Raw genomic sequence first — 19,705 nt, forward strand, 5'->3', positions numbered from 1 at the left:
AATAAAAAGGGCCGATGATGGCTCGCTTCGTGGAGGAGTAGACATGACCTACCGTATGAAAAGGGCGTTGCTTGGCGCGCTCTCCCTTGCCGCAATGACGGCGGCAAGCCCGGCTCTGGCCGAAACCACAATCGATTTCCAGCGTTTCTTCGGCGCCTGCGATGCCGAGTGGGGCGACAAGACCGATGTGTCCGCAGCCGTCGGCGAATGCGGGATCATCACCTCGATGGTCAACAAGTTCGAGGAGGAGAACCCCGACATCAAGGTCAACGTAACGACCGTGGAATGGCCCGGCTACGACCAGTTGACGGCCCAGTTCGCTGCCGGTGACCCGCCGGACGTGGTCACGATCCATCATTCTGTCCTCGGCGACTACGTTTCGAAAAACCTGCTCGAACCTTTGAACGATATCCTCGCCAAAGAGGGCATTGAGCCATCAAGCTTTACGCAGGCAAGCCTTGCCGGCGTAACCCGCAACGACAAGATTTACGGCCTGCCGATCGACAACTGGACCATGCTGTTCCACATCAACATGGACCTTTTCGAGCAGGCCGGGCTCGTCAATGACGACGGCACGCCGATCCTGCCCACCAGCGTTGACGAGTTGATGGCGCAGGCCGAACAGTTCAAGGAAAAGACAGGAAAGCCATACTTCGTCCAGAATCTGGCAAACGAAGTCGCGCTCTACACGCGCAATCTCTATACCTATCTGCAACAGCAGGACTCCGATTTCTTCGCCAATCCGAATGAAGTCAATCTGGACACGCCTGAAGCCCGCAATGTGCTTCAGATGTACAAGGACATCTACGATAACGACTACACCACGAAAGAAATGGACTACGCTGCCGCGATCAACGCATTTCTCGCCGGTGACGGTGGTGTGCAGTTGAACGGCACCTGGGTAATCGGCGACTACAATGCACAGTCGGAGACCGACGGCACCGCGCTCAACAAGGGCGGCTATGCGGTCTATCCTTATCCTCAGCTTTATGACGGCACGCGCGCGCAGTATGCCGACGGCCACAGCCTTGCCGTTTCGCGCATGGACCGCTCTGACGAAGAAGAGGCGGCCATCGGCAAGTTCCTGAAATTCTTCTACGACAACGACTATGACTGGGCCCGCACCGGCCACCTACCCTCGGTCCAGGCGGTTCTGGATTCGGAAGAATTCCAGACGCTTCCGCATCGCGAGACGGTTCTGGAAGTGGCCAAGATCGGTCAGCCCCTGCCCGGTGACGTTCAGCGCCAGTTCGCCATTCAGGACATTGTCGGCCAGGAGATGAATGCGGCGGTCATCGGCCAGAAGAGCATCGACGATGCGCTAACGGACATGCAGGACCGCATCAACGACCTGTTGAAATATCTCTGAGGCTGACACCCTCCAACTATGAAGGCGCGGATCGAAAGGTTCGCGCCTTCAGTCATTTCGTGCAATGCCGCCTGTCAGGGCCGAAAAAGGATCTGACGTCTCTCCCCGCTTCACCGGCATCTGCGTGTCATAAGCAGCCGCTTATGCGCCCGCGTTTCAGCGCCTGTGCCATGGACGCCGCGCCAGTGACCGTTCAGATCGGTCCTGCCGCACATTGAAGCGGTCCAACAGAACAGGAGCAGACATGAAACGCATTGCCATTCTCACCGCCATCGCTCTCGCTGCACCGCTTTCCGCTTTCGCGATGCCCGCCGTTGGCGACGTTGTCGGCACCAATCCGAAGGACGCCACCGCCGCTCTGGAAAAGGCCGGTTGCTCCGTTCGGGCATTCGAGGCCGAAGGCGGCATGATCGAAGCCAAGTGCACCGATCAGTCCAACAAGATGTGGGAAATCTATATCGATCCGGCTTCCGGCGCGGTAAAGAAGATTTCCGGGAAGGACTGAGATGTCCGCCAAGGCAAAGACAGGACGAGGGGCGGATATCGCCCCTCCCGACCCCTGGGACCCTCTGGTCAGGATCAGCCACTGGACGATCGCCGCCGCGGTGATCATCAACGGGCTGTTGTCCGCGCCGGGCGGCACGGTCCATGTCTGGGTCGGCTGGATCGCGATGTCGGTCCTGGCGATCCGGCTTGGATGGGGACTTCTCGGTCCCCGCGAAGCGCGGTTTTCTGCCTTTCCGCCGGACCCGAAGGCCGCCGTCTCGCACCTGCTCTCGGTCATCCGGGGCAAGCCGCGCGAATATCCGTCGCATAATCCCGCAGGGGCCATGATGGTCTATGCGCTCTGGGCGATGCTTGCCGTCGTCATTGCCACCGGCCTGATCATGACCGACGCAAAGAGCCCAATCGCCATCGCGGAAGAACGGTCGGCCGTTGAACAGGGCGACTGGTCGGCCCTTGTTAACGCCGGCTCCGAGGACGATAATGGCGACAGTCTTGCCCGGAGCGACATCGTCAAGGAGGTTCATGAAACCGCCGCAAACCTGATGCTCATTCTGGCGCTTATTCACGTCGCGGGCGTCGCCGTCGAAAGCCACGCGCTTCGCCGCAACCTCGTCCGTCCGATGATCAAGGGCCCGCCCAAATGATGAACAGGCCGGAAGCACGAAAGCAGGGGCGATCGCAAACGATCGCCCTTGCGGCGTTCATGCTGATGCAGGCCGTCGCCGCCGTATTTTTCGTTGCCGATGCGACGCGTGACCTTTTTGAGAAACCGCCCGGCGCCCACTCCATCATCGAGGCGCTGATCGCCGTCACGCTGGTCGCCGGCATTTTCCTCGCCGGCTGGCAGCTCCGCCTCACACTGGAACGCATGTATGCCCAGGAGAAGGCGCTCGATACCGCACGCGGCGATTTCATCCGCATCATCGACGCGCAGTTCGACGACTGGGGCCTGACACCGGCGGAACGCGAAGTCGGGCTTCTGGCGCTGAAGGGGCTCGATATCTCGGAGATCGCCCGCCTGCGCGGCGCAGCCCAAGGCACTGTCCGCGCGCAGATGACGCGGATCTACGCCAAGGCCGGCATTTCCGGCCGCGCCCAGTTTGCCGCCTGGTTCGTCGAGGATCTGCTCGGCGACGGCATCGGCAGGCCCGATGACGCGGCCTGAGAGGTCTCACTCCACCTCCGGCAGTCTTTCCCGCCAGATTTCCGCGTAAGCGTTGAGTTCAGCGAGACCCGACAGCGGTTCGGGATGGGGCCTGAAGGCGGAGAGCTTGACCCCGCCGACCGCGAGGCCGGCCGCCCCCGTGCTGGTGCCGCTGCCGGGGCTTTTCTCCACCGGCCTGCCCGTGGCAGCCGAAAGCATGGAGAGGTAGTCGTGGTTCTCCGAAAACGGCCCCTCCACGATCACAGGCCCCGAGGCGCCCGTCAGCTCGAGGCATATCGCCGTCATCAGCGCCAGATACCAGGAGACGCCGAGAAGTCGCATGCCGGGGGTGAGATGATGCTCGTCCACGGTCCAGCCGCCGATGATCCCTTGAAACGGCCCGGTGTCCCCCAGCACGGAGGGCATCATCATGATCCGGTTTTTCAACATTGCCTTGCGGTCGTCTTCCGTCACGGCGACATCGCCGGCGGGCGCTGCGACTTCAAAGACCCGCCCGCCCATGAACCGGGCAGAGGGCACCGGATCACCATAGGCGTTAACGTTGATCAGCGTATCCCGGTCTTCATCCAGCGTCGGCGGATGGCCGCCGACCGCCATGGCAATTACCCAGGTGCCGGTCGAAACGACCGAAAAGGGCTGCGCGCGCGACCAGAGATGCGGCAGCAGCGAGGCGTTGGAATCGTGAATACCGGCAAAGACCGGGCAGTTTGGAGCAAGCCCCGTCTTCTTCGCGATCGCCGGCAGAACCTCGCCCAGCTTGTCATCGGCTTTGACAAGCTCTCCCATCTTGCCGAAGAGACCGAGTTCACCCACCAGCGAGGAAAACGTCCTGGAGCGCGGCGACCACAGATCGGTGTGGCAGCCCCAGCTCGTCGCCTCACCGGCGCGCCGGCCGGTCAGCCGAAAACCCCAATATTGCGGATAGGGCAATACGCAGTCGATTTCGGCGAACCAATCGGGAAACCTTGTTTTCTGCCAGAAAAGCTGCGCGCCGATATTCAGCCCCATGGCAAGGCGCGGCGAACCGGTCTCGGCAAAGGGCGGACGGATCTTTTCGTAGTCTTCGCGGGTTTCGTCGGGACCGGTGTGCTCGTAGTCGAGCACCGGCAGGGCGAGCGAACCATCGCGCTTCAGAAGGGCCGCCGTGGCGCCATGCGTCGTTATCGAGATCGCGTCGACGCCATGCTCTTTCTGAAATTGGGCAAGCGCGTCCAGAATGAAGGCGAACAGTTCATCCACCTCGAAATGCGGATAGGGCGAATGACCCGTGACGACATTGCGTTTTGACCGCGTATCGGCCTCGCGGCCGTCCTCCAGATCATAAAGGATGACCTTGGCATTCGTCTTGCCGATGTCGATGACCGCGACCTTGCGGATTGCACTCATTGCGCCTCACCCCGTCTGAACCGCCTTGCGATCCTCGTATAGAGCACAGGCAAGGCGATGACGCCAATCAAGAGCAGGCCGATGAAGATCGACATGACGATGCCCGGCACATTCATCAGCCCGAAGCCGAAAGTGACCAGCCCCATGATGAAGGCGGCGAGCACGACGCCAATGATGGACCCGGCGCCGCCGAGAATATTGATGCCGCCCAGCACCACCATGGTGACGATCTCCAGTTCCCAGCCAAAGGCGATCGACGGTCGCGTCGAGCCGAGGCGCGAGGTCAGGCAGATCGCCGCCATGCCCGACATGACCCCGGTCATCAGGAACAGTAGAAATTTCACCCGCCCGACCCGGATGCCGGAAAAGCGCGCGGCGGTGGCGTTGTTGCCGATCGCATAGACCATGCGGCCGAAGCTTGTCAGGTGCAGCAGGATGCCGAACAGCACCGCCATGACGGCAAACAGCACGAATTCGAATGAGATCACCCAGAACGCATAGCCTTGTCCGAAATAGGCGAAATCCGACGGGTAGCCGGTAAAGGCCTTGTCGCCGAGAACGACATAGGAGAGCCCGCGGAAGAGGCTCATCGTACCGATAGTGACGACGATGGACGGCAGGCCGAGACCGGTGATCAGGAAGCCGTTGAAGGCGCCGCACAACAGGCCGACGCCAAGGCCGATCGCCACCAGTTCCGGCGTTCCGGCGCCGAACTGCGCGGCATAGCCCATGGCGGTGGAGGCAAGCGCGATGATGGCGGCGACCGACAGGTCGATCTCACCCGATATGATGACGAGCGCCATGGCAAAGGCGATCAGCGCCTTTTCGGTGAAGTTGAAGGTGGCGTCCGACAGGTTCCATGCATCGAGAAAATAGGGCGAGGCGAAACTGTTGATGATGAAGATCGCGATGACAACCACGACCAGCAGGCTCTCCCAGCTTCTCGCCATCCGGTACCAACGCCCGTGCAGACGGTCGGGGACAAGGCGCTTCTCGCTGACACTCATAGCGCATGCTCCGCTTTTTTCAGTATGACGCGCCCCTTGACGCGCGAGGAGCGCGCGTTGACGGCAACGGCGATGATGATGACCGTGCCCGAAATCGCCATCTGCCAGAAGGGCGAGACATCGATCACCGGCAGCGCATTCTTGATGATGCCGAGGAAGAGCGCGCCCAGCACCGCGCCGATCGCCGTGCCCGCCCCGCCGGCAATCGAAATGCCGCCGATGACGCAGGCCGCAACCACGTCCAGTTCGAAACCGTTGGCGATATCGACATAGGCAACGGCATAGCGCGCGGTCCACAGATAGCCGGCGAGGCCGGCAAGCGCGCCTGCAATCAGATAGGCGAAGAAATGCGTGCGACCGACGGAAATGCCGGTATAGACGGCGGCATGCGGATTGCCGCCGACGGCGTAAAAGGCGCGCCCCAGCCGCGTCATGATCAGCACCGCCATCATCACCACGATGACGGCGAGCGAGAACCAGGCGAGCACCGGAATGCCGAGAAAGACGGCGCGCGGCACCGCCTTGAAGGCATCGGTCATCTCATGGGCATTGACCCAGGCGCCGCCTGTCAGAAGAAAGATCGTGCCGCGATAGATGGTCATCGTGCCCAGCGTCACCACGATGGGCGGGATCGACAGGCGCCAGACCAGAAGACCGTTGATGGCGCCCAGCACCGCGCCGCTGATGACGGCGGCAACCAGAAGAAAGAGCACCGGCAAATCCGGAAAGGCGACGTTCAGAAGGGCTGCTATCGTGCCGGAGAGTGCCAGGTTGGCGGCGATCGAAAGGTCGATGCCGCGCGACAGGATGACGGCCGCCTGCCCGAGCGCCAGAATGATCAGGATCGCCGTATCATTATAGATCGAAACGAGATTGCGCGGGGCGACAAAACCTGGAAAGCGCAGTTCGATGGCGCCGACCAGCATTAGTATAGCGACGAAGAGCAGCGCTTCGCGGTGTTTGAAGATGCGCGCCATCATGCCGCCACCCCAATACCGGCGGCCGCCCGCACCAGCTTCTCCGCCGACATTTCATCGCGGGCGAGTTCGGCGACGATCCGCCCTTCGCGCATGACGATGACACGGTCGGACATGCCGAGGATTTCAGGAATTTCAGACGAGACCATGATGATGGAAAGCCCCCTGCCCGCAAGCTCGCTCATGAAGGCGTGAACGGCGGATTTCGAACCGATATCGATGCCCTTGGTCGGTTCATCCAGAATGATCACCTTCGGCTCGGTCGCCAGCCATTTGGCGATCACCACCTTCTGCTGATTGCCGCCGGAAAGATTGCCGACGGGCTGGTCGAGCGACGCGGCCCTGAGGTCCAGCCGCTCGGTATATTCCCGCGCCAGCGCAAATTCCTCTGCCATGCGGACAAAGCCCTTGTGCGAGACCTTGGCGAGCGAGGGCAGCGTGACGTTTTCGAAGATCGGCATGGCGGTGATCGTGCCCTGCGTGCCGCGCTCCTCCGGCACATAGACGATGCCCTGCTTCACCGCTTCCGAGGGCGATCGGATGACGGCGATCTCGTCGTCGATGCGCACCGCGCCGGCCGTTGGCTTGGTGATGCCGAACAGCGCCTGCATGAATTCCGACCGCCCGGCCCCGACAAGGCCATAGAAGCCGAGAATCTCGCCGCGACGAAGCGTGAAGCCGATATCCTCGAACTCGGTCGGGTGGCGATAGCCGGCGACCGTCAGCACCGGCTCGCCGATTTCGACCTCCTGCTTGGGAAAGACCTGGTCGACCGGCCTGCCGACCATCAGTTCCACCAGCGCATTCTCGTCCGTGTCGGCGATCCTGCCCTCACCCACCATCTCGCCGTCGCGAAAGACCGTGTAGCGGTCGGCAATGCGGAAGATCTCGTCGAATTTGTGCGAGATGAAGAGGATCGCCTTGCCGTCCGCCTTCAGCTTCTCGACCAGTTCGTATAACTCCTCGATCTCCTTTTGCGATAGCGCAGCGGTCGGCTCATCCATGATCACCACGCGGGCATCGACGGAAAGGGCGCGGGCAACGGCCACCATATGCCGGTTGGCGATGCCGAGGTCGGACAGGCGATGGCGCGGATCGATGCGCGCGCCGATACTGTCGAGAATATCGCGGGCGCGATCATGGATCTGTTTCCAGTCGATCAGGCCGAAGCGGTTGGTGGGCGCGTGGCCGATGAAGATGTTTTCCGCAACCGTCAGCGCGTCGAACAGCACGGTTTCCTGATGGATCGCCGTGACGCCGTGTTCGCTGGCCGCTTCCGCCGTCGGAAAGGCGACCTTCTCGCCATCCATGGTGATTGCGCCGCCGTCGGGCTGATAGATGCCCGTCAGGATTTTCACGAGCGTCGATTTGCCTGCACCGTTTTCACCGACGAGCGCCGTTACCTCGCCCGGATAAAGGGCAAGCGACACCTCGGAGAGCGCGCGAACGCCGGGAAAGGTCTTGGTGATGCCGTCAAGCGCGATGGCGGCGTTCTGCTGTGCGTCTGGCATCTTTGGTCTGCCGTGTTGTTGGTTCGTCGGCCCGCCTGAAGGCGAGGCGGGACTTTTTTTTCGTTTGCGGAGAGAATGGCGCCATCGCAGGCGATACCCGACCTCTCTCGCGACACGTTGGAGGTTAACCGCAGTGCCGACAACGATCCTCGCCTAGACTTCCGTCATGCCGGCCTTGAGCCGGCATTCAGGGCCAAAGAACGAAGAGCATTAACTTGAGGCCCTGGACCCCGGATCAGGTCCGGGGTGACGGTCAAAAGGGAGGCACGTTCCTTCCAGTTGATTTTCCGGGACCCCAGCGATGCTGGATCATCCGATCATTCCCGCTGCGGCGGGCTGCCGCATGGCCCACGCCTGCCTCTGTTTCATGTGAGGCAGGGTGACCACGCGACAGCCCCGTCCCGGGAGGCTCAGAAGATGTCCTTGAACTTGTCGATGTTCGACTTGTCGTAGACGAAGGGATCAGCCATGGCGCCGGCATTGTCGTCATCGAGCGTCAGATTGCCGAGACGGCCCATGGAAAGCTCTGCCCCCGGTTCCGCCTTCGCGCCGTCGATCAGGTCGTTCGATAGCATGACGGCGGCATAGCCAAGGTCGATCGGGTTCCAGATGGCGAAGGATTTCGACGCGCCGTTGTCGACATAGGCCGCCATTTCGGACGGCAGGCCGAGACCGGTGACGTTGATCTCGCCGATCTTGCCTTCATCCGTCACGGCCTGGGCCGCGGCGACGATGCCGACGGAGGTCGGCGCGATGATCGCCTTCAGGTCCGGATAGGACTGAATCAGGCCCTGGGTCTCGCGATAGGACTTGTCGAACAGGTCGTCGCCGTAGACCGTGGTGACGACATCGATCCCCGGATAGTCGCCCTTCACCTTGTTCATTTCGGCGATCCAGGTGTTCTGGTTCGTGGCTGTCGCCGAAGCCGAAAGCACGGCGACCTCGCCGCCATCCGGCAGGTTATCGGCGGCCAGCTTGATGATCATGTTGCCGATCAGCGGGTTGGACGAGGGGTTCAGGTGCACCATGCGGCCCTCGGGTGCCACGCCGGAATCCCAGGAGACGACCTTGATGCCGCGCTGCATGGCGCGTTTCAGCGCCGGGACCAGAGCATCCGGGTCATTGGCCGAAATCGCAATCGCGTCGACCTTCTGGGCAATCAGCGAATTGATGACGTCGATCTGGCCTTCGGCGGTCGTATCGGTCGGGCCCGTGTAAATCAGTTCGACATCGCCGATTTCCTTGGCGGCCTCTTCCGCGCCTTGGGCGGCGGCCTCGAAAAAGCCGATGCCGAGCGCCTTCACCACCAGCGCGATCTTCTTGTCGGCGGCGTGCGCCCCTTGCGCAACGAGCGCGGTGGAGAGCAACGCTCCCACGAGAACTTTCTTCAAAATGCCCATCTTTCTCCTCCAGTTGATGAACAGGGTGCAGGCTGGCTCTTCTCCTCCAAGGCTCAGCCCGAACCGGTTTCCTCCATTGCCTGCGCGTCGGCGATGATCACCGAAACGCCGGCCTCCTCCAGCATGCGGGCGTCGGACGCCTGCAGCCCGGAATCGGTAATCACGGTCGAAATCCTTTTCAGCCCGCAAAGGATCAGGCTCGACCGCTGCTTGAATTTTGAAGAATCCACCAGGACAACGAGGTCTTCCGCCTGGTCGATCAGCTTCTGTTCCGCCTGGATCAGCAGCGGATCGGCCTCCATCAACCCGAGCGGGCCGATCCCCTGCGCGCCCATGAACATGCGCCTTGCCCAGAAATTGCGGGTCACATCGTTTTCGAACGGGCTCAGGATGACGTTCTGTTCGCGGTAGATCACGCCACCCGACAGCATCACCGTATTCTTGGAATGCTTGAGAAGATGCTCGGCGATCGGAAAGGAATTGGTGAAGACCTGCAGCCGGCGATTGGCGAGGTGATGGACCATCTGAAACGTGGTCGTGCCGCCATTGATGATAACGGAATCGCCGTCATCGCACAGCGCCACGGCCGCCTTTGCGATCGCCTGCTTCTGACGCGCGTTCATCGTCTGGTTGACGGAAAAGGGCCGGCCGGCAAGGCCGACGAATTGCGGCGGGCTGAGCGCCTCCGCCCCGCCGCGCACCCGGCGCAGACGCTTGGCCACATGCAGAGCCGCGATATCGCGCCTGATCGTCGCCTCGGAGCTTTCCGTCAGATCGACGAGCTCCGCCACGGTGACAACCGGCTTTTCCTGTACCGCCGACAGGATGATGCGATGACGCTCTTTCTCGTGCATGGGGCCTCCCTTTTTGACAGAGTTCAGCGAATTTCTATCAGTGTCAATCAAAAATAGTCATGTTGCATTGCGAAAAGGCCATTTCTGATCGAAATTGAGCGTTTCTGATTGACAAGTCCGACTTTCGGATGGATTTTGCCGGGGAAGAACTAGGCCGAGAGGCCCCGAAGGAGGAAACGATGGCGAATGAAACCCGGGCCGCCCGGCTCGAGAACCTGTGGGATGACGGCAAGGCCGCCGGCATGAGCGAATCCGAGCTTCTGCTCTACCGATCCAACCTTCTGGGCTCCGACAAGCGCATCACCAATTACGGCGGCGGCAACACCTCGGCCAAGGTGATGGAAAAGGATCCGTTGACCGGCGGCGAGGTCGAGGTGCTGTGGGTCAAGGGCTCGGGCGGCGATGTCGGCACCATCAAGATGGACGGTTTCGCCACGCTCTACATGGAAAAGCTCAACGCGCTGAAGGGGCTCTATCGCGGCATCGAGCATGAGGACGAGATGGTGGGCTACCTCCCCCACTGCACCTTCAACCTGAATGCCCGCGCGGCCTCGATCGACACGCCGCTGCACGCCTATGTGCCGAAAAAGCATGTCGACCATATGCACCCCGACGCGATCATCGCCATTGCCGCTTCCGCCGACTCCAAGGCCCTGACTGAGGAGATTTTCGGCGACGAGATCGGCTGGCTGCCGTGGAAACGTCCGGGTTACGAACTCGGCCTCTGGCTCGGCAAGTTCTGCGAGGAAAACCCGAATGCGCGCGGCGTGATCCTGGAAAGCCATGGACTTTTCACCTGGGGCGATACGGCCAAGGAGAGTTACGAGACCACGCTCGAGATCATCAACAAGGCCATGGCCTGGCTCGACGCCAAGATCGAAGGCCCGGTTTTCGGCGGCCCGAAGGTGAAGACGCTTGGCGCAGAAGAGCGCCGCGCCATTGCCGAAAAGCTGATGCCGAAGATCCGCGGCATGATCTCCGAAGCCGAGGGCAAGCTCGGCCATTTCGACGATCAACCGGCTGTGCTGGAATTCGTCGCCTCCAATCGGCTTGAAGAACTGGCAGCCCTTGGCACCTCCTGCCCCGACCATTTTCTGCGCACCAAGATCCGTCCGCTGGTCGTCGATTTCGACCCGGAAAATCCGGATATCGACAAGACGGTCGAAGGCCTGCCGGACGCAATTGCCGCCTACCGCGAAGACTACGCCGCCTATTACGCGCGCTGCAAGCACGACAATTCGCCGGCGATGCGCGATCCGAACGCGGTGATCTACCTGGTGCCCGGCGTCGGCATGATCTCCTTTGCCAAGGACAAGGCGACGGCTCGCATCTCCGCCGAGTTCTACGTCAACGCCATCAACGTCATGCGCGGCGCATCGTCTGTCTCCACCTATCAGGGCCTCTCCGAACAGGAGGCCTTCGATATCGAATACTGGCTCCTGGAAGAGGCGAAGCTGCAGCGCATGCCGAAGCCCAAGCCGCTTGCCGGCAAGATCGCGCTGGTGACCGGCGGCGCGGGCGGCATCGGCAAGGCCACCGCCTTCCGGCTTGCCAGCGAGGGCGCCTGCGTGGTGCTGGCCGATATCGATGACGCCGCGCTCGAAACCGCCAAGGCCGAACTTTCCTCCGCCTTCAGCAAGGATATCGTGCGCGGCGTTCACCTGAATGTCACCGACGAGGCCGAAGTCGCCAAGGGCTTTTCCGATGCCGTGGTGGAATTCGGCGGGCTTGATATCCTCGTCTCCAATGCCGGTCTTGCCTCTTCCGCGCCGATCGAGGAAACGACGCTCGATCTGTGGGACAAGAACATCGCCATCCTGGCGACCGGCTATTTCCTGGTGTCGCGCCAGGCCTTCCGCCTGTTTCGCTACCAGAATGCCGGCGGAAATGTCGTCTTCGTCTCCTCCAAGAACGGCCTTGCCGCCTCGCCCGGCGCATCCGCATACTGCACGGCCAAGGCCGCCGAAATTCATCTGGCCCGCTGCCTCGCGCTGGAAGGCGCCGCCGCCCAGATCCGCGTCAACACCGTCAATCCGGATGCCGTATTGCGCGGTTCGAAGATCTGGACCGGCGAGTGGAAGGAACAGCGCGCCGCCGCCTACAAGATGTCGACGGACGACCTCGAAGCGCATTACCGCGAACGCTCCATGCTGAAGCGCTCGGTGTTCCCGGAGGATATCGCGGAAGCCATCTACTTCCTTGCCTCCGATATGTCGGCAAAATCGACGGGGAATATCATCAACGTGGATGCGGGCAACGCGGTGTCGTTTCCGCGTTAAAGTGTGCGGATCAGGGTGGCACGGCCACTCTCTCTGCAAGGCGTCATCCTCGGGCTTGACCCGGGGATCCATGCGCCTTCCCTTGCGACAGGCGAGGGTTGCGGTCGTGGGAAGGCAGACGAAACCCGCCGGCTCCGTTCGCGATAGAAGGGATTGGATGCTCGGGTCAGGCCCGAGCATGACGCGGGAGAGAGGGATGAGCATGGGCCCCGGTAACGAACCAATTCAGCAGGCCCCGCCTGCAACGGGAGGAAACGATGGAACAAATGATCGACAGCGGCGTGCTGGCCGCGGAGAACGAAAAGCGGGCGCCGGCGCTCGAGCAGGACTACAACACGCTTGGCGAAAAGCTTGCCCGTCGCGGCATCAGCATTGACGATGTCACGTCCAAGGTCGCGGCCTATGGCGTGGCCGTGCCCTCCTGGGGCGCCGGCACCGGCGGCACGCGCTTTGCCCGCTTCCCCGGCGCCGGCGAACCGCGCCATATCTTCGACAAACTGGAAGACTGCGCGGTGATCCACCAACTAACGCGCGCCACCCCCACCGTCTCACTGCATATCCCCTGGGACAAGGTCGATGATCTTTCCGAACTGCGCCAGCGCGGCGAAGCGCTCGGTCTCGGCTTCGACGCGATGAATTCCAACACCTTCCAGGATCAGGAAGGCCAGGAACAGTCCTACAAATACGGCTCACTCTCCCACACCGATGCAGCGACGCGGCAGCAGGCGATCGACCACAACATCGAATGTATCGAGATCGGCAAGGCGCTCGGCTCGAAGGCGCTGACCGTGTGGATCGGCGACGGCTCGAACTTTCCCGGCCAGAGCCATTTCACCCGGCAGTTCGAGCGCTATCTGGAGGCCATGAAGAGCATCTATGCCGCCCTTCCCGACGACTGGCGCATCTTCTCCGAGCACAAGATTTTCGAGCCGGCCTTTTATTCCACCGTCGTGCAGGACTGGGGCACGAACTATTTGATTGCCAAGGAACTCGGGCCGAAGGCCTTCTGCCTCGTCGACCTCGGCCACCATGCGCCGAACGTCAATATCGAGATGATCGTCGCCCGCCTGATCCAGTTCGGCAAGCTGGGCGGCTTCCATTTCAACGACAGCAAATATGGCGATGACGACCTCGATACCGGCTCGATCGATCCGTTCCGCCTATTTCTCGTCTTCAACGAACTGGTGGATGCTGAAGGCGCGACCGACTTCAACCCGGCTCACATGCTTGACCAGTCGCATAATGTCACCGACCCGATCGAGAGCCTGATGCGTTCGGCGATCGAGGTTCGTCGCGCCTATGCGCAGGCGCTTCTCGTCGACCGTGCTGCGCTCACCGGCTATCAGGACGACAATGATGCGATGATGGCATCGGAGACGCTGAAGGATGCCTTCCGCACCGATGTCGGCCCGATCCTCGCCATGGCCCGCAGACAAGCCGGCGGCGCCATCGATCCGATCGCCGCCTATCGCGCTTCCGGCTACCGACAGAAGGTCGCCGACGAACGTCCGGCCGTCACGGGAGCCGGCGGCGGTATCGTTTAAGCGGCAAAAGGCGGGGGATATCCCATGGAAACCATCGCATTCCGCATGAACCTCAATGCCGGTCAGGCGGCGGAATACAAGCGCCGGCATGACGCAATCTGGCCGGAGCTTGCCACTTTGCTGAGAGAGGCCGGCGTCTCGGACTATTCAATTTGGCTCGATGAGGAAACCCATCATCTGTTCGCGGTGCTGAAACGCACCGACGACCATACGATGGACAATATTCCGAAAACCGAGGTCGTGCGCCGCTGGTGGGACTTTATGGCCGACATCATGGAGACCAGACCGGATAATTCACCGGTCGAAGTCCCGCTCAGGAAGATGTTTCATCTGCCCTAGATCGCTTGCTTCTTTCTTTGTGTCATTGGCAGCCGCAAAGGCGCAGAAACCCGATGCTGTCTGGTCAACCCGGACAGCATCAAAGCCTTTTCTGATCGCAAGCCTATTGAAATCGGGCCATTTCCCGCCCATCTCACAGGCGTATTCAAAACGCTCCCGCGCACGAAAAGTCCGGTCTTCCGCCGCGCCTTCCGTGTTGCATTTCTTGTTTCATCACCAAATATGGGAGGCCTTCATGGCTGATAAACTGGCTGACAAGGCAGGCACCTTTTCTATTGGCGGCGCGCTCACCGTCAACCGGCTCGGCTTCGGCGCAATGCGCGTTACCGGCAAGGGCATCTGGGGCGAACCTGATGATCGTGCCGGCGCGATCGAAACGCTGAAGCGACTGCCGGAACTCGGCATCGACTTCATCGACACCGCCGACAGTTATGGACCGGACATTTCGGAATGGCTGATCAAGGAAGCACTGCATCCCTATTCCACCGTGAAGATTGCCACCAAGGGCGGCCTCACCCGCACCGGTCCGAATGTCTGGCTTCCGGTCGGCCGCCCGGAATATCTGCGTCAGCAGGTCCACAAAAGCCTGCGCAACCTTGGCGTCGAGAAGATCGATCTCTGGCAGCTTCACCGTATCGACAGCAAGGTGCCGGCCGACGAGCAGTTCGGTGCGATCAAGGAATTCCTCGATGAGGGCCTGATCGCCCATGCCGGACTTTCGGAAGTTTCGGTCGACGAAATCAAGGCTGCCGAGAAGGTGTTCAAGGTTTCGACCGTGCAGAACCGGTACAACCTTGTGGACCGCACCAGCGAGGATGTTCTCGACTATTGCGCGGAAAACAATATCGGCTTCATTCCATGGCATCCGCTGGCAGCCGGCAATCTCGCCAATCCGGGGTCGCTTCTCGACGAGATCGCCAAGAAGCATGATGCCGCGCCGAGCCAGATCGCGCTCGCCTGGGTTTTGAAGCGCAGCCCCGTCATGCTGCCGATCCCCGGCACATCGAAGGTCAAGCACCTGGAAGAAAACGTGGCGGCGGCGAATATCACGCTCACGGACGACGAATTTGCCGCTCTCGACGCCGAGGGCAAGAAGGCCTTCGCCGAAGCCGCCTGATGCCTCAAGCCGCCGGTCACCCCCGGCGGCTTTTCTCTTGGACACGCACATTCAGGACGAAACCCGATGGAATATGTGAAGCTCGGCCGCACCGGCCTTGATGTCTCCCGCCTTTGCCTCGGCTGCATGACCTACGGCGTGCCGGAGGCTGGCGCCCATCCCTGGTCGCTGCCGGAGGAGCAGAGCCGTCCCTTTATCCGCAAGGCGGTCGAGGACGGCATCAATTTCTTCGACACGGCCAATGTCTATTCCGCCGGCACGTCCGAAGAGATCGTCGGCCGCGCGCTGAAGGATTTCGCCCGGCGCGAGGAGATCGTGCTCGCCACCAAGGTGATGAACCGCATGCATGAAGGCCCCAACGGCATGGGCCTGTCGCGCAAGGCGATCATGCAGGAAATCGACAATTCGCTGCGTCGCCTGGGCACGGATTATGTCGATCTCTACCAGATCCACCGCTTTGATTATGGCACACCGATCGAGGAGACGCTTGAGGCGCTTCATGATGTGGTGAAGGCCGGCAAGGCGCGCTATATCGGCGCTTCCTCGATGCATGCCTGGCAGTTCGCCACCATGCTCGCCACCCAGAAGGCCAATGGCTGGGCGAAATTCGTGACCATGCAGAATTACGTCAACCTGCTCTACCGTGAGGAAGAGCGCGAGATGCTGCCGCTTTGTGCGGCCGAAGGCATCGGCGTCATTCCCTGGAGCCCGATGGCACGCGGTCGTCTGACGCGCCCATGGGACACGGCCACGGGTCGTTCCGAGACGGACGAATTCGGCAAGACGCTTTATGCCGAAACGGCCGAATCCGACCGCAAGGTTGTCGACGCCGTCGCCGCAATCGCCAATGAGCGCGGCGTGCCGATGGCCCGCGTGGCGCTCGCCTGGGTTCTGTCGAAACCCGAGATTTCCGCTCCCATCGTCGGCGCGTCCAAGCCGCACCACCTCGATGACGCCGAGGCGGCGCTGGCGCTGAAATTGACGGCGGAAGAGATCGAAAGGCTTGAAGCGCCTTACGTCCCGCACCGCGTGGTTGGGTTCAAATAACGCCCGGAAAAAACGGCAACCGGACGGAACAGTCCGGTATTGCCCAAACAAAACATAGGCCTGCGACATATTGTCCACACCACCTCCGACTCACGGTTGAGGCGGGGGGAACTTTCGTGTTAATGAAGCGTTGCTTATAAGTTGTGTCCCTGAAACGGGACACGGCGGGGAGGCCACTATTGCTTCTGTACGGGGAGGGTACAGGGCAATTCCGTATACGCCGGACGGCACATATTGCCGCCCTGAGCGACGGGTGGCCCCCGCCAGCCAATCAGCCGGACCGCTGGCGCGGTCCGGCGGCCGGCCGCTCCCCCGAGGCGCATATCCTTCGTCTCCCCAAGGCCTGCCAAGCGCGACGGCGTAGACCAGGTCGTTGTCTGAATATCCCTCCCCACAACCGTTTCCCGCGGGTGGTTGTCCCCACTCGCCTTCCGCCTCCTCACGGAGGCCCGCACTGTTCAAATCGGAGGATTGACGATGAAGAGAACTGCCCTGGCCCTTGCCACACTGATGACGACCACCGCCCTGCCCGCCGGCGCCTTTGCCGCGACCGAGCTTTCCATGTGGTATCACGGGGCCGGCAACCCGACGGAATCGAGCATTCTCGAAGGGATCGTCTCCGATTTCAACGCAAGCCAGGATGACTGGGAGGTCGTTCTCGAAAGCTTTCCCGAAAACAGCTACAATGATTCCGTGACGGCCGCGGCACTGGCCGGAAACCTGCCGGACATCATCGACGTCGACGGGCCGATCATGCCGAACTGGGCATGGTCTGGCTACATGCAGCCGCTGCCGATCGACGAAAGCGCGATTGAGGGCTTCCTTCCGGGCGCCATCGGCAAATGGGACGGCCAGATCTACTCGATCGGCTTGTGGGATGCCGCACTCGCGATGATGACGCGCCAGTCCTACCTCGACGAATACGACATCCGCAAACCGACGCTGGACGATCCCTGGACGGCCGAGGAATTCGACGACATCCTCGTCAAGCTGAAAGACAGCGGCGATTTCGAATATCCGCTGAACCTCGGCATGGCCGACAATGGCGAATGGTACACCTATGCCTTCCTGCCCTTCCTGCAGTCTTTCGGCGGCGATCTGGTCGATCGTTCCGACTACCAGACGGCAGAGGGCGTGCTGAACGGCGACGAGGCCATCGCCTTCGGCGAATGGTGGCAGTCGCTGTTCGAGCGAGACCTTGCACCCGGCACCAGCCAGGACCCGGCCGACCACCAGAACGGTTTCATCGACGGTTCCTATGCCATTGACTGGAACGGCAACTGGACAGCGCGCGCCAAGCTTGATGCCTTTGACGATGTCGTCTTCCTTCCCGCCCCCGATTTCGGCAACGGCCCCAAGATCGGCGCGGCGAGCTGGCAGCTCGGCGTCTCGGCAGCATCCGAACACCCCGAAGGCGCAGCAGCCTTCATCGAATTTGCCCTCCAGGACAAGTATCTCGCCGAGTTCTCCAACGCCATTGGCCTGGTTCCGGCAACCGAGGGCGCTGCCGCAATGTCCGAATACTACAAGGAAGGCGCGCCGCTCGCCGTCTTCTACGGCCTTTCCGACGCGCAAGGGTCACTCCGGCCGGTTACGCCGGGCTATGTGGTCGAAACCAGCGTGTTCCAGAAGGCGATTTCCGACATGGCCAACGGCGCCGATGTCGCCGATACGCTCGACGGCGCGGTTGATGAGATCGACACCGATATCGACCGCAACCAGGGCTACGGCCACAACTGATCAGGCGGGGTGAGAGGGGCCGGCTTCGGCAAGTACCTTTGAAGCGCGCCCCATCCCCCCCCTTGAGGGGGAGATGTCGCGAAAGCGACAGAGGGGGGGGGTAATGGGCAAAAGCTGCCAACGCCGTGCTCCCGGAAAGCCCCCCTCTGCCCTGCCGGGACGGGAAGATTTTGGTGAATTTACAAAACAGCGGCTGTGCGATGCCCCTCCTTCTCTCCGCGTCATCCTCGGGCTTGACCCGAGGATCCATTCCCACGACGCAGATTGCCGCCTGGACCCTCGGGTCAAGCCCGAGGGTGACGGGGAGTAAATGGCGGGCGTTTGTCGTCCGACATAGAGCGAATGACGTTGGGAAATCAAGCACGCCCGGGACGAAAGACAGGACAGACACATGAGCCGGAAACTGACGGAGAACAATGGGGCGGGCTGGGCCTTTGCCGCACCGTCGGTCCTGCTCATCGGGCTCTTCATCATCCTGCCCTTCTTTCTCGCCATAGGCTTTTCGCTCACCGACCAGCGGCTGATCTCGCCCAATCCGACGCGTTATGTCGGTATGGAAAACTACCGGGACCTTCTCGGCCTCAATGTCATCAGCATCGAACCCGAACGCGACGACAGCGGCGCGCTCGTTCGTGATGATGACGGCGCGCTGGAATATCCGCGCGTGCGCTCCTTCACCCGCTCCGACGACTATCCGCAATATCGCGGCATGCGCGAATGGTTCCGGGTCCATGCGGGTGATACCGCCTATGTGGTGGTGGCGCGCGATGTCGTGTTCATGAAGGCGCTGACCAACACGCTGATCTTCGTCGCCGTCACGGCGCCGGTGCAGGCGGGGCTGGCGCTCTGTCTTGCGCTGTTGATCAACCAGCGGCTTCGCGGCGTCAACGTCTTCCGCGCGCTGTTCTTCATGCCGGTCGTGGTCTCGATCGTCGTCGTGTCGCTGCTCTGGCGCTTCATCTACGACGGCAATGACGGGCTGCTGAACGCGCTGCTTTCCGGCATGACCTTCGGCCTGTTCCAGCCGGTCGACTGGCTCGGCAATACGCAGACAGCACTCGGTTCGATCATCGCCATGTCGATCTGGCAGGCGGTCGGCTTTCACATGGTCATCTGGCTTGCCGGCCTGCAGACCATCTCGCCGACGCTTTACGAGGCTGCGGCGATCGAGGGCTCCTCGAAATGGCAGACCTTCCGCTATGTCACCTGGCCGGGGCTCAGAAACACCGCCGTCCTCGTGCTCGTCGTCATCACCATGCAGTGCTTCGCCGTCTTCGCCCAGATCGACGTGATGACCAAGGGCGGGCCGCTCGATTCGACGCAGACGCTCGTCTACCAGGCGGTCGAGCGCGGCTACGGGCGACAGGATATCTCCGGCGGCTCGGCGATCTCGGTCGTGCTGTTCGTGCTGGTGCTCGCGATCTCGCTGGCGCAGCGCTATTTCACCCGGGAAAGGAGCTAAA

At 61.6% G+C, this 19,705-nt stretch carries 17 protein-coding genes; 11 read left to right on the top strand and 6 right to left on the bottom strand.

Features of this window, described 5'->3' with window-relative positions; all coding sequences use genetic code 11:
- The first annotated feature begins 43 nt into the window (after nt 1-43).
- The 4 genes from FF124_RS12570 to FF124_RS12585 all read left to right on the top strand — a co-directional run bounded on the left by FF124_RS12570 (nt 44) and on the right by FF124_RS12585 (nt 3,041).
- Entirely contained in the window at nt 44-1,369 is a 1,326-nt protein-coding gene (locus tag FF124_RS12570) for an extracellular solute-binding protein (protein WP_138748837.1), read from the top strand.
- 244 nt (nt 1,370-1,613) lie between these two features.
- The gene (locus tag FF124_RS12575; RefSeq protein WP_138748838.1) at nt 1,614-1,874 is read left to right on the top strand and encodes a PepSY domain-containing protein; all 261 of its coding nucleotides are present in this window, start codon (nt 1,614-1,616) and stop codon (nt 1,872-1,874) included.
- Between the two features lies 1 nt (nt 1,875).
- Nucleotides 1,876-2,520, top strand: coding sequence for a cytochrome b/b6 domain-containing protein (locus FF124_RS12580; RefSeq protein WP_138748839.1), 645 nt, complete (start codon nt 1,876-1,878; stop codon nt 2,518-2,520).
- On the top strand, nt 2,517-3,041 hold the full coding sequence (locus FF124_RS12585; protein WP_138748840.1) for a helix-turn-helix transcriptional regulator: 525 nt from the start codon (nt 2,517-2,519) through the stop codon (nt 3,039-3,041). The genes FF124_RS12580 and FF124_RS12585 overlap by 4 nt, the downstream gene beginning before the upstream one ends.
- A gap of 6 nt (nt 3,042-3,047) precedes the next feature.
- Here the strand turns inward: FF124_RS12585 and FF124_RS12590 are convergent, their stop codons facing one another.
- The 6 genes from FF124_RS12590 to FF124_RS12615 form a co-directional block, all read right to left on the bottom strand.
- A complete protein-coding gene (locus FF124_RS12590; RefSeq protein WP_138748841.1) occupies nt 3,048-4,427 on the bottom strand; it encodes an FGGY-family carbohydrate kinase in 1,380 nt (459 codons plus the stop codon).
- Nucleotides 4,424-5,434, bottom strand: a complete 1,011-nt coding sequence (locus tag FF124_RS12595; RefSeq protein ID WP_138748842.1) for an ABC transporter permease — start codon at nt 5,432-5,434, stop codon at nt 4,424-4,426. Before FF124_RS12595 ends, FF124_RS12590 begins: the two co-directional genes overlap by 4 nt.
- Nucleotides 5,431-6,414, bottom strand: coding sequence for an ABC transporter permease (locus FF124_RS12600; protein WP_138748843.1), 984 nt, complete (start codon nt 6,412-6,414; stop codon nt 5,431-5,433). Before FF124_RS12600 ends, FF124_RS12595 begins: the two co-directional genes overlap by 4 nt.
- A complete protein-coding gene (locus FF124_RS12605) occupies nt 6,411-7,922 on the bottom strand; it encodes a sugar ABC transporter ATP-binding protein (protein ID WP_138748844.1) in 1,512 nt (503 codons plus the stop codon). The genes FF124_RS12600 and FF124_RS12605 overlap by 4 nt, the downstream gene beginning before the upstream one ends.
- Before the next feature lie 410 nt (nt 7,923-8,332).
- Nucleotides 8,333-9,322, bottom strand: a complete 990-nt coding sequence (rhaS, locus tag FF124_RS12610) for a rhamnose ABC transporter substrate-binding protein (RefSeq protein WP_138748845.1) — start codon at nt 9,320-9,322, stop codon at nt 8,333-8,335.
- Between the two features lie 53 nt (nt 9,323-9,375).
- The gene (locus tag FF124_RS12615) at nt 9,376-10,176 is read right to left on the bottom strand and encodes a DeoR/GlpR family DNA-binding transcription regulator (protein WP_138748846.1); all 801 of its coding nucleotides are present in this window, start codon (nt 10,174-10,176) and stop codon (nt 9,376-9,378) included.
- 179 nt (nt 10,177-10,355) lie between these two features.
- On the opposite strand from FF124_RS12615, the gene FF124_RS12620 reads away from it, so the two are divergent.
- From FF124_RS12620 to FF124_RS12650, 7 genes are all read left to right on the top strand, one after another.
- Nucleotides 10,356-12,455 (top strand): bifunctional rhamnulose-1-phosphate aldolase/short-chain dehydrogenase, encoded by a 2,100-nt coding sequence (locus FF124_RS12620; RefSeq protein WP_138748847.1) that lies wholly within the window; start codon nt 10,356-10,358, stop codon nt 12,453-12,455.
- Nucleotides 12,456-12,712: 257 nt separating this feature from the next.
- Nucleotides 12,713-13,999 carry an L-rhamnose catabolism isomerase gene (gene rhaI / locus FF124_RS12625; protein ID WP_138748848.1) on the top strand — a complete coding sequence of 429 codons (1,287 nt, stop codon included), beginning with the start codon at nt 12,713-12,715 and terminating at the stop codon, nt 13,997-13,999.
- Between the two features lie 24 nt (nt 14,000-14,023).
- Complete coding sequence (gene rhaM / locus FF124_RS12630; protein WP_138748849.1) at nt 14,024-14,338, top strand: L-rhamnose mutarotase; 315 nt, start codon at nt 14,024-14,026, stop codon at nt 14,336-14,338.
- A gap of 235 nt (nt 14,339-14,573) precedes the next feature.
- A complete protein-coding gene (locus tag FF124_RS12635; RefSeq protein WP_138748850.1) occupies nt 14,574-15,455 on the top strand; it encodes an aldo/keto reductase in 882 nt (293 codons plus the stop codon).
- 66 nt (nt 15,456-15,521) lie between these two features.
- The gene (locus FF124_RS12640) at nt 15,522-16,502 is read left to right on the top strand and encodes an aldo/keto reductase (RefSeq protein WP_138748851.1); all 981 of its coding nucleotides are present in this window, start codon (nt 15,522-15,524) and stop codon (nt 16,500-16,502) included.
- A gap of 477 nt (nt 16,503-16,979) precedes the next feature.
- A complete protein-coding gene (locus tag FF124_RS12645; protein ID WP_138748852.1) occupies nt 16,980-18,242 on the top strand; it encodes an ABC transporter substrate-binding protein in 1,263 nt (420 codons plus the stop codon).
- 391 nt (nt 18,243-18,633) lie between these two features.
- Complete coding sequence (locus FF124_RS12650) at nt 18,634-19,704, top strand: carbohydrate ABC transporter permease (protein ID WP_138748853.1); 1,071 nt, start codon at nt 18,634-18,636, stop codon at nt 19,702-19,704.
- Nucleotide 19,705 lies beyond the last annotated feature (1 nt).

Origin of the sequence: Martelella lutilitoris (genome assembly GCF_005924265.1) — a bacterium.
In the GTDB taxonomy this organism is placed as follows: Bacteria; Pseudomonadota; Alphaproteobacteria; order Rhizobiales; family Rhizobiaceae; genus Martelella; species Martelella lutilitoris.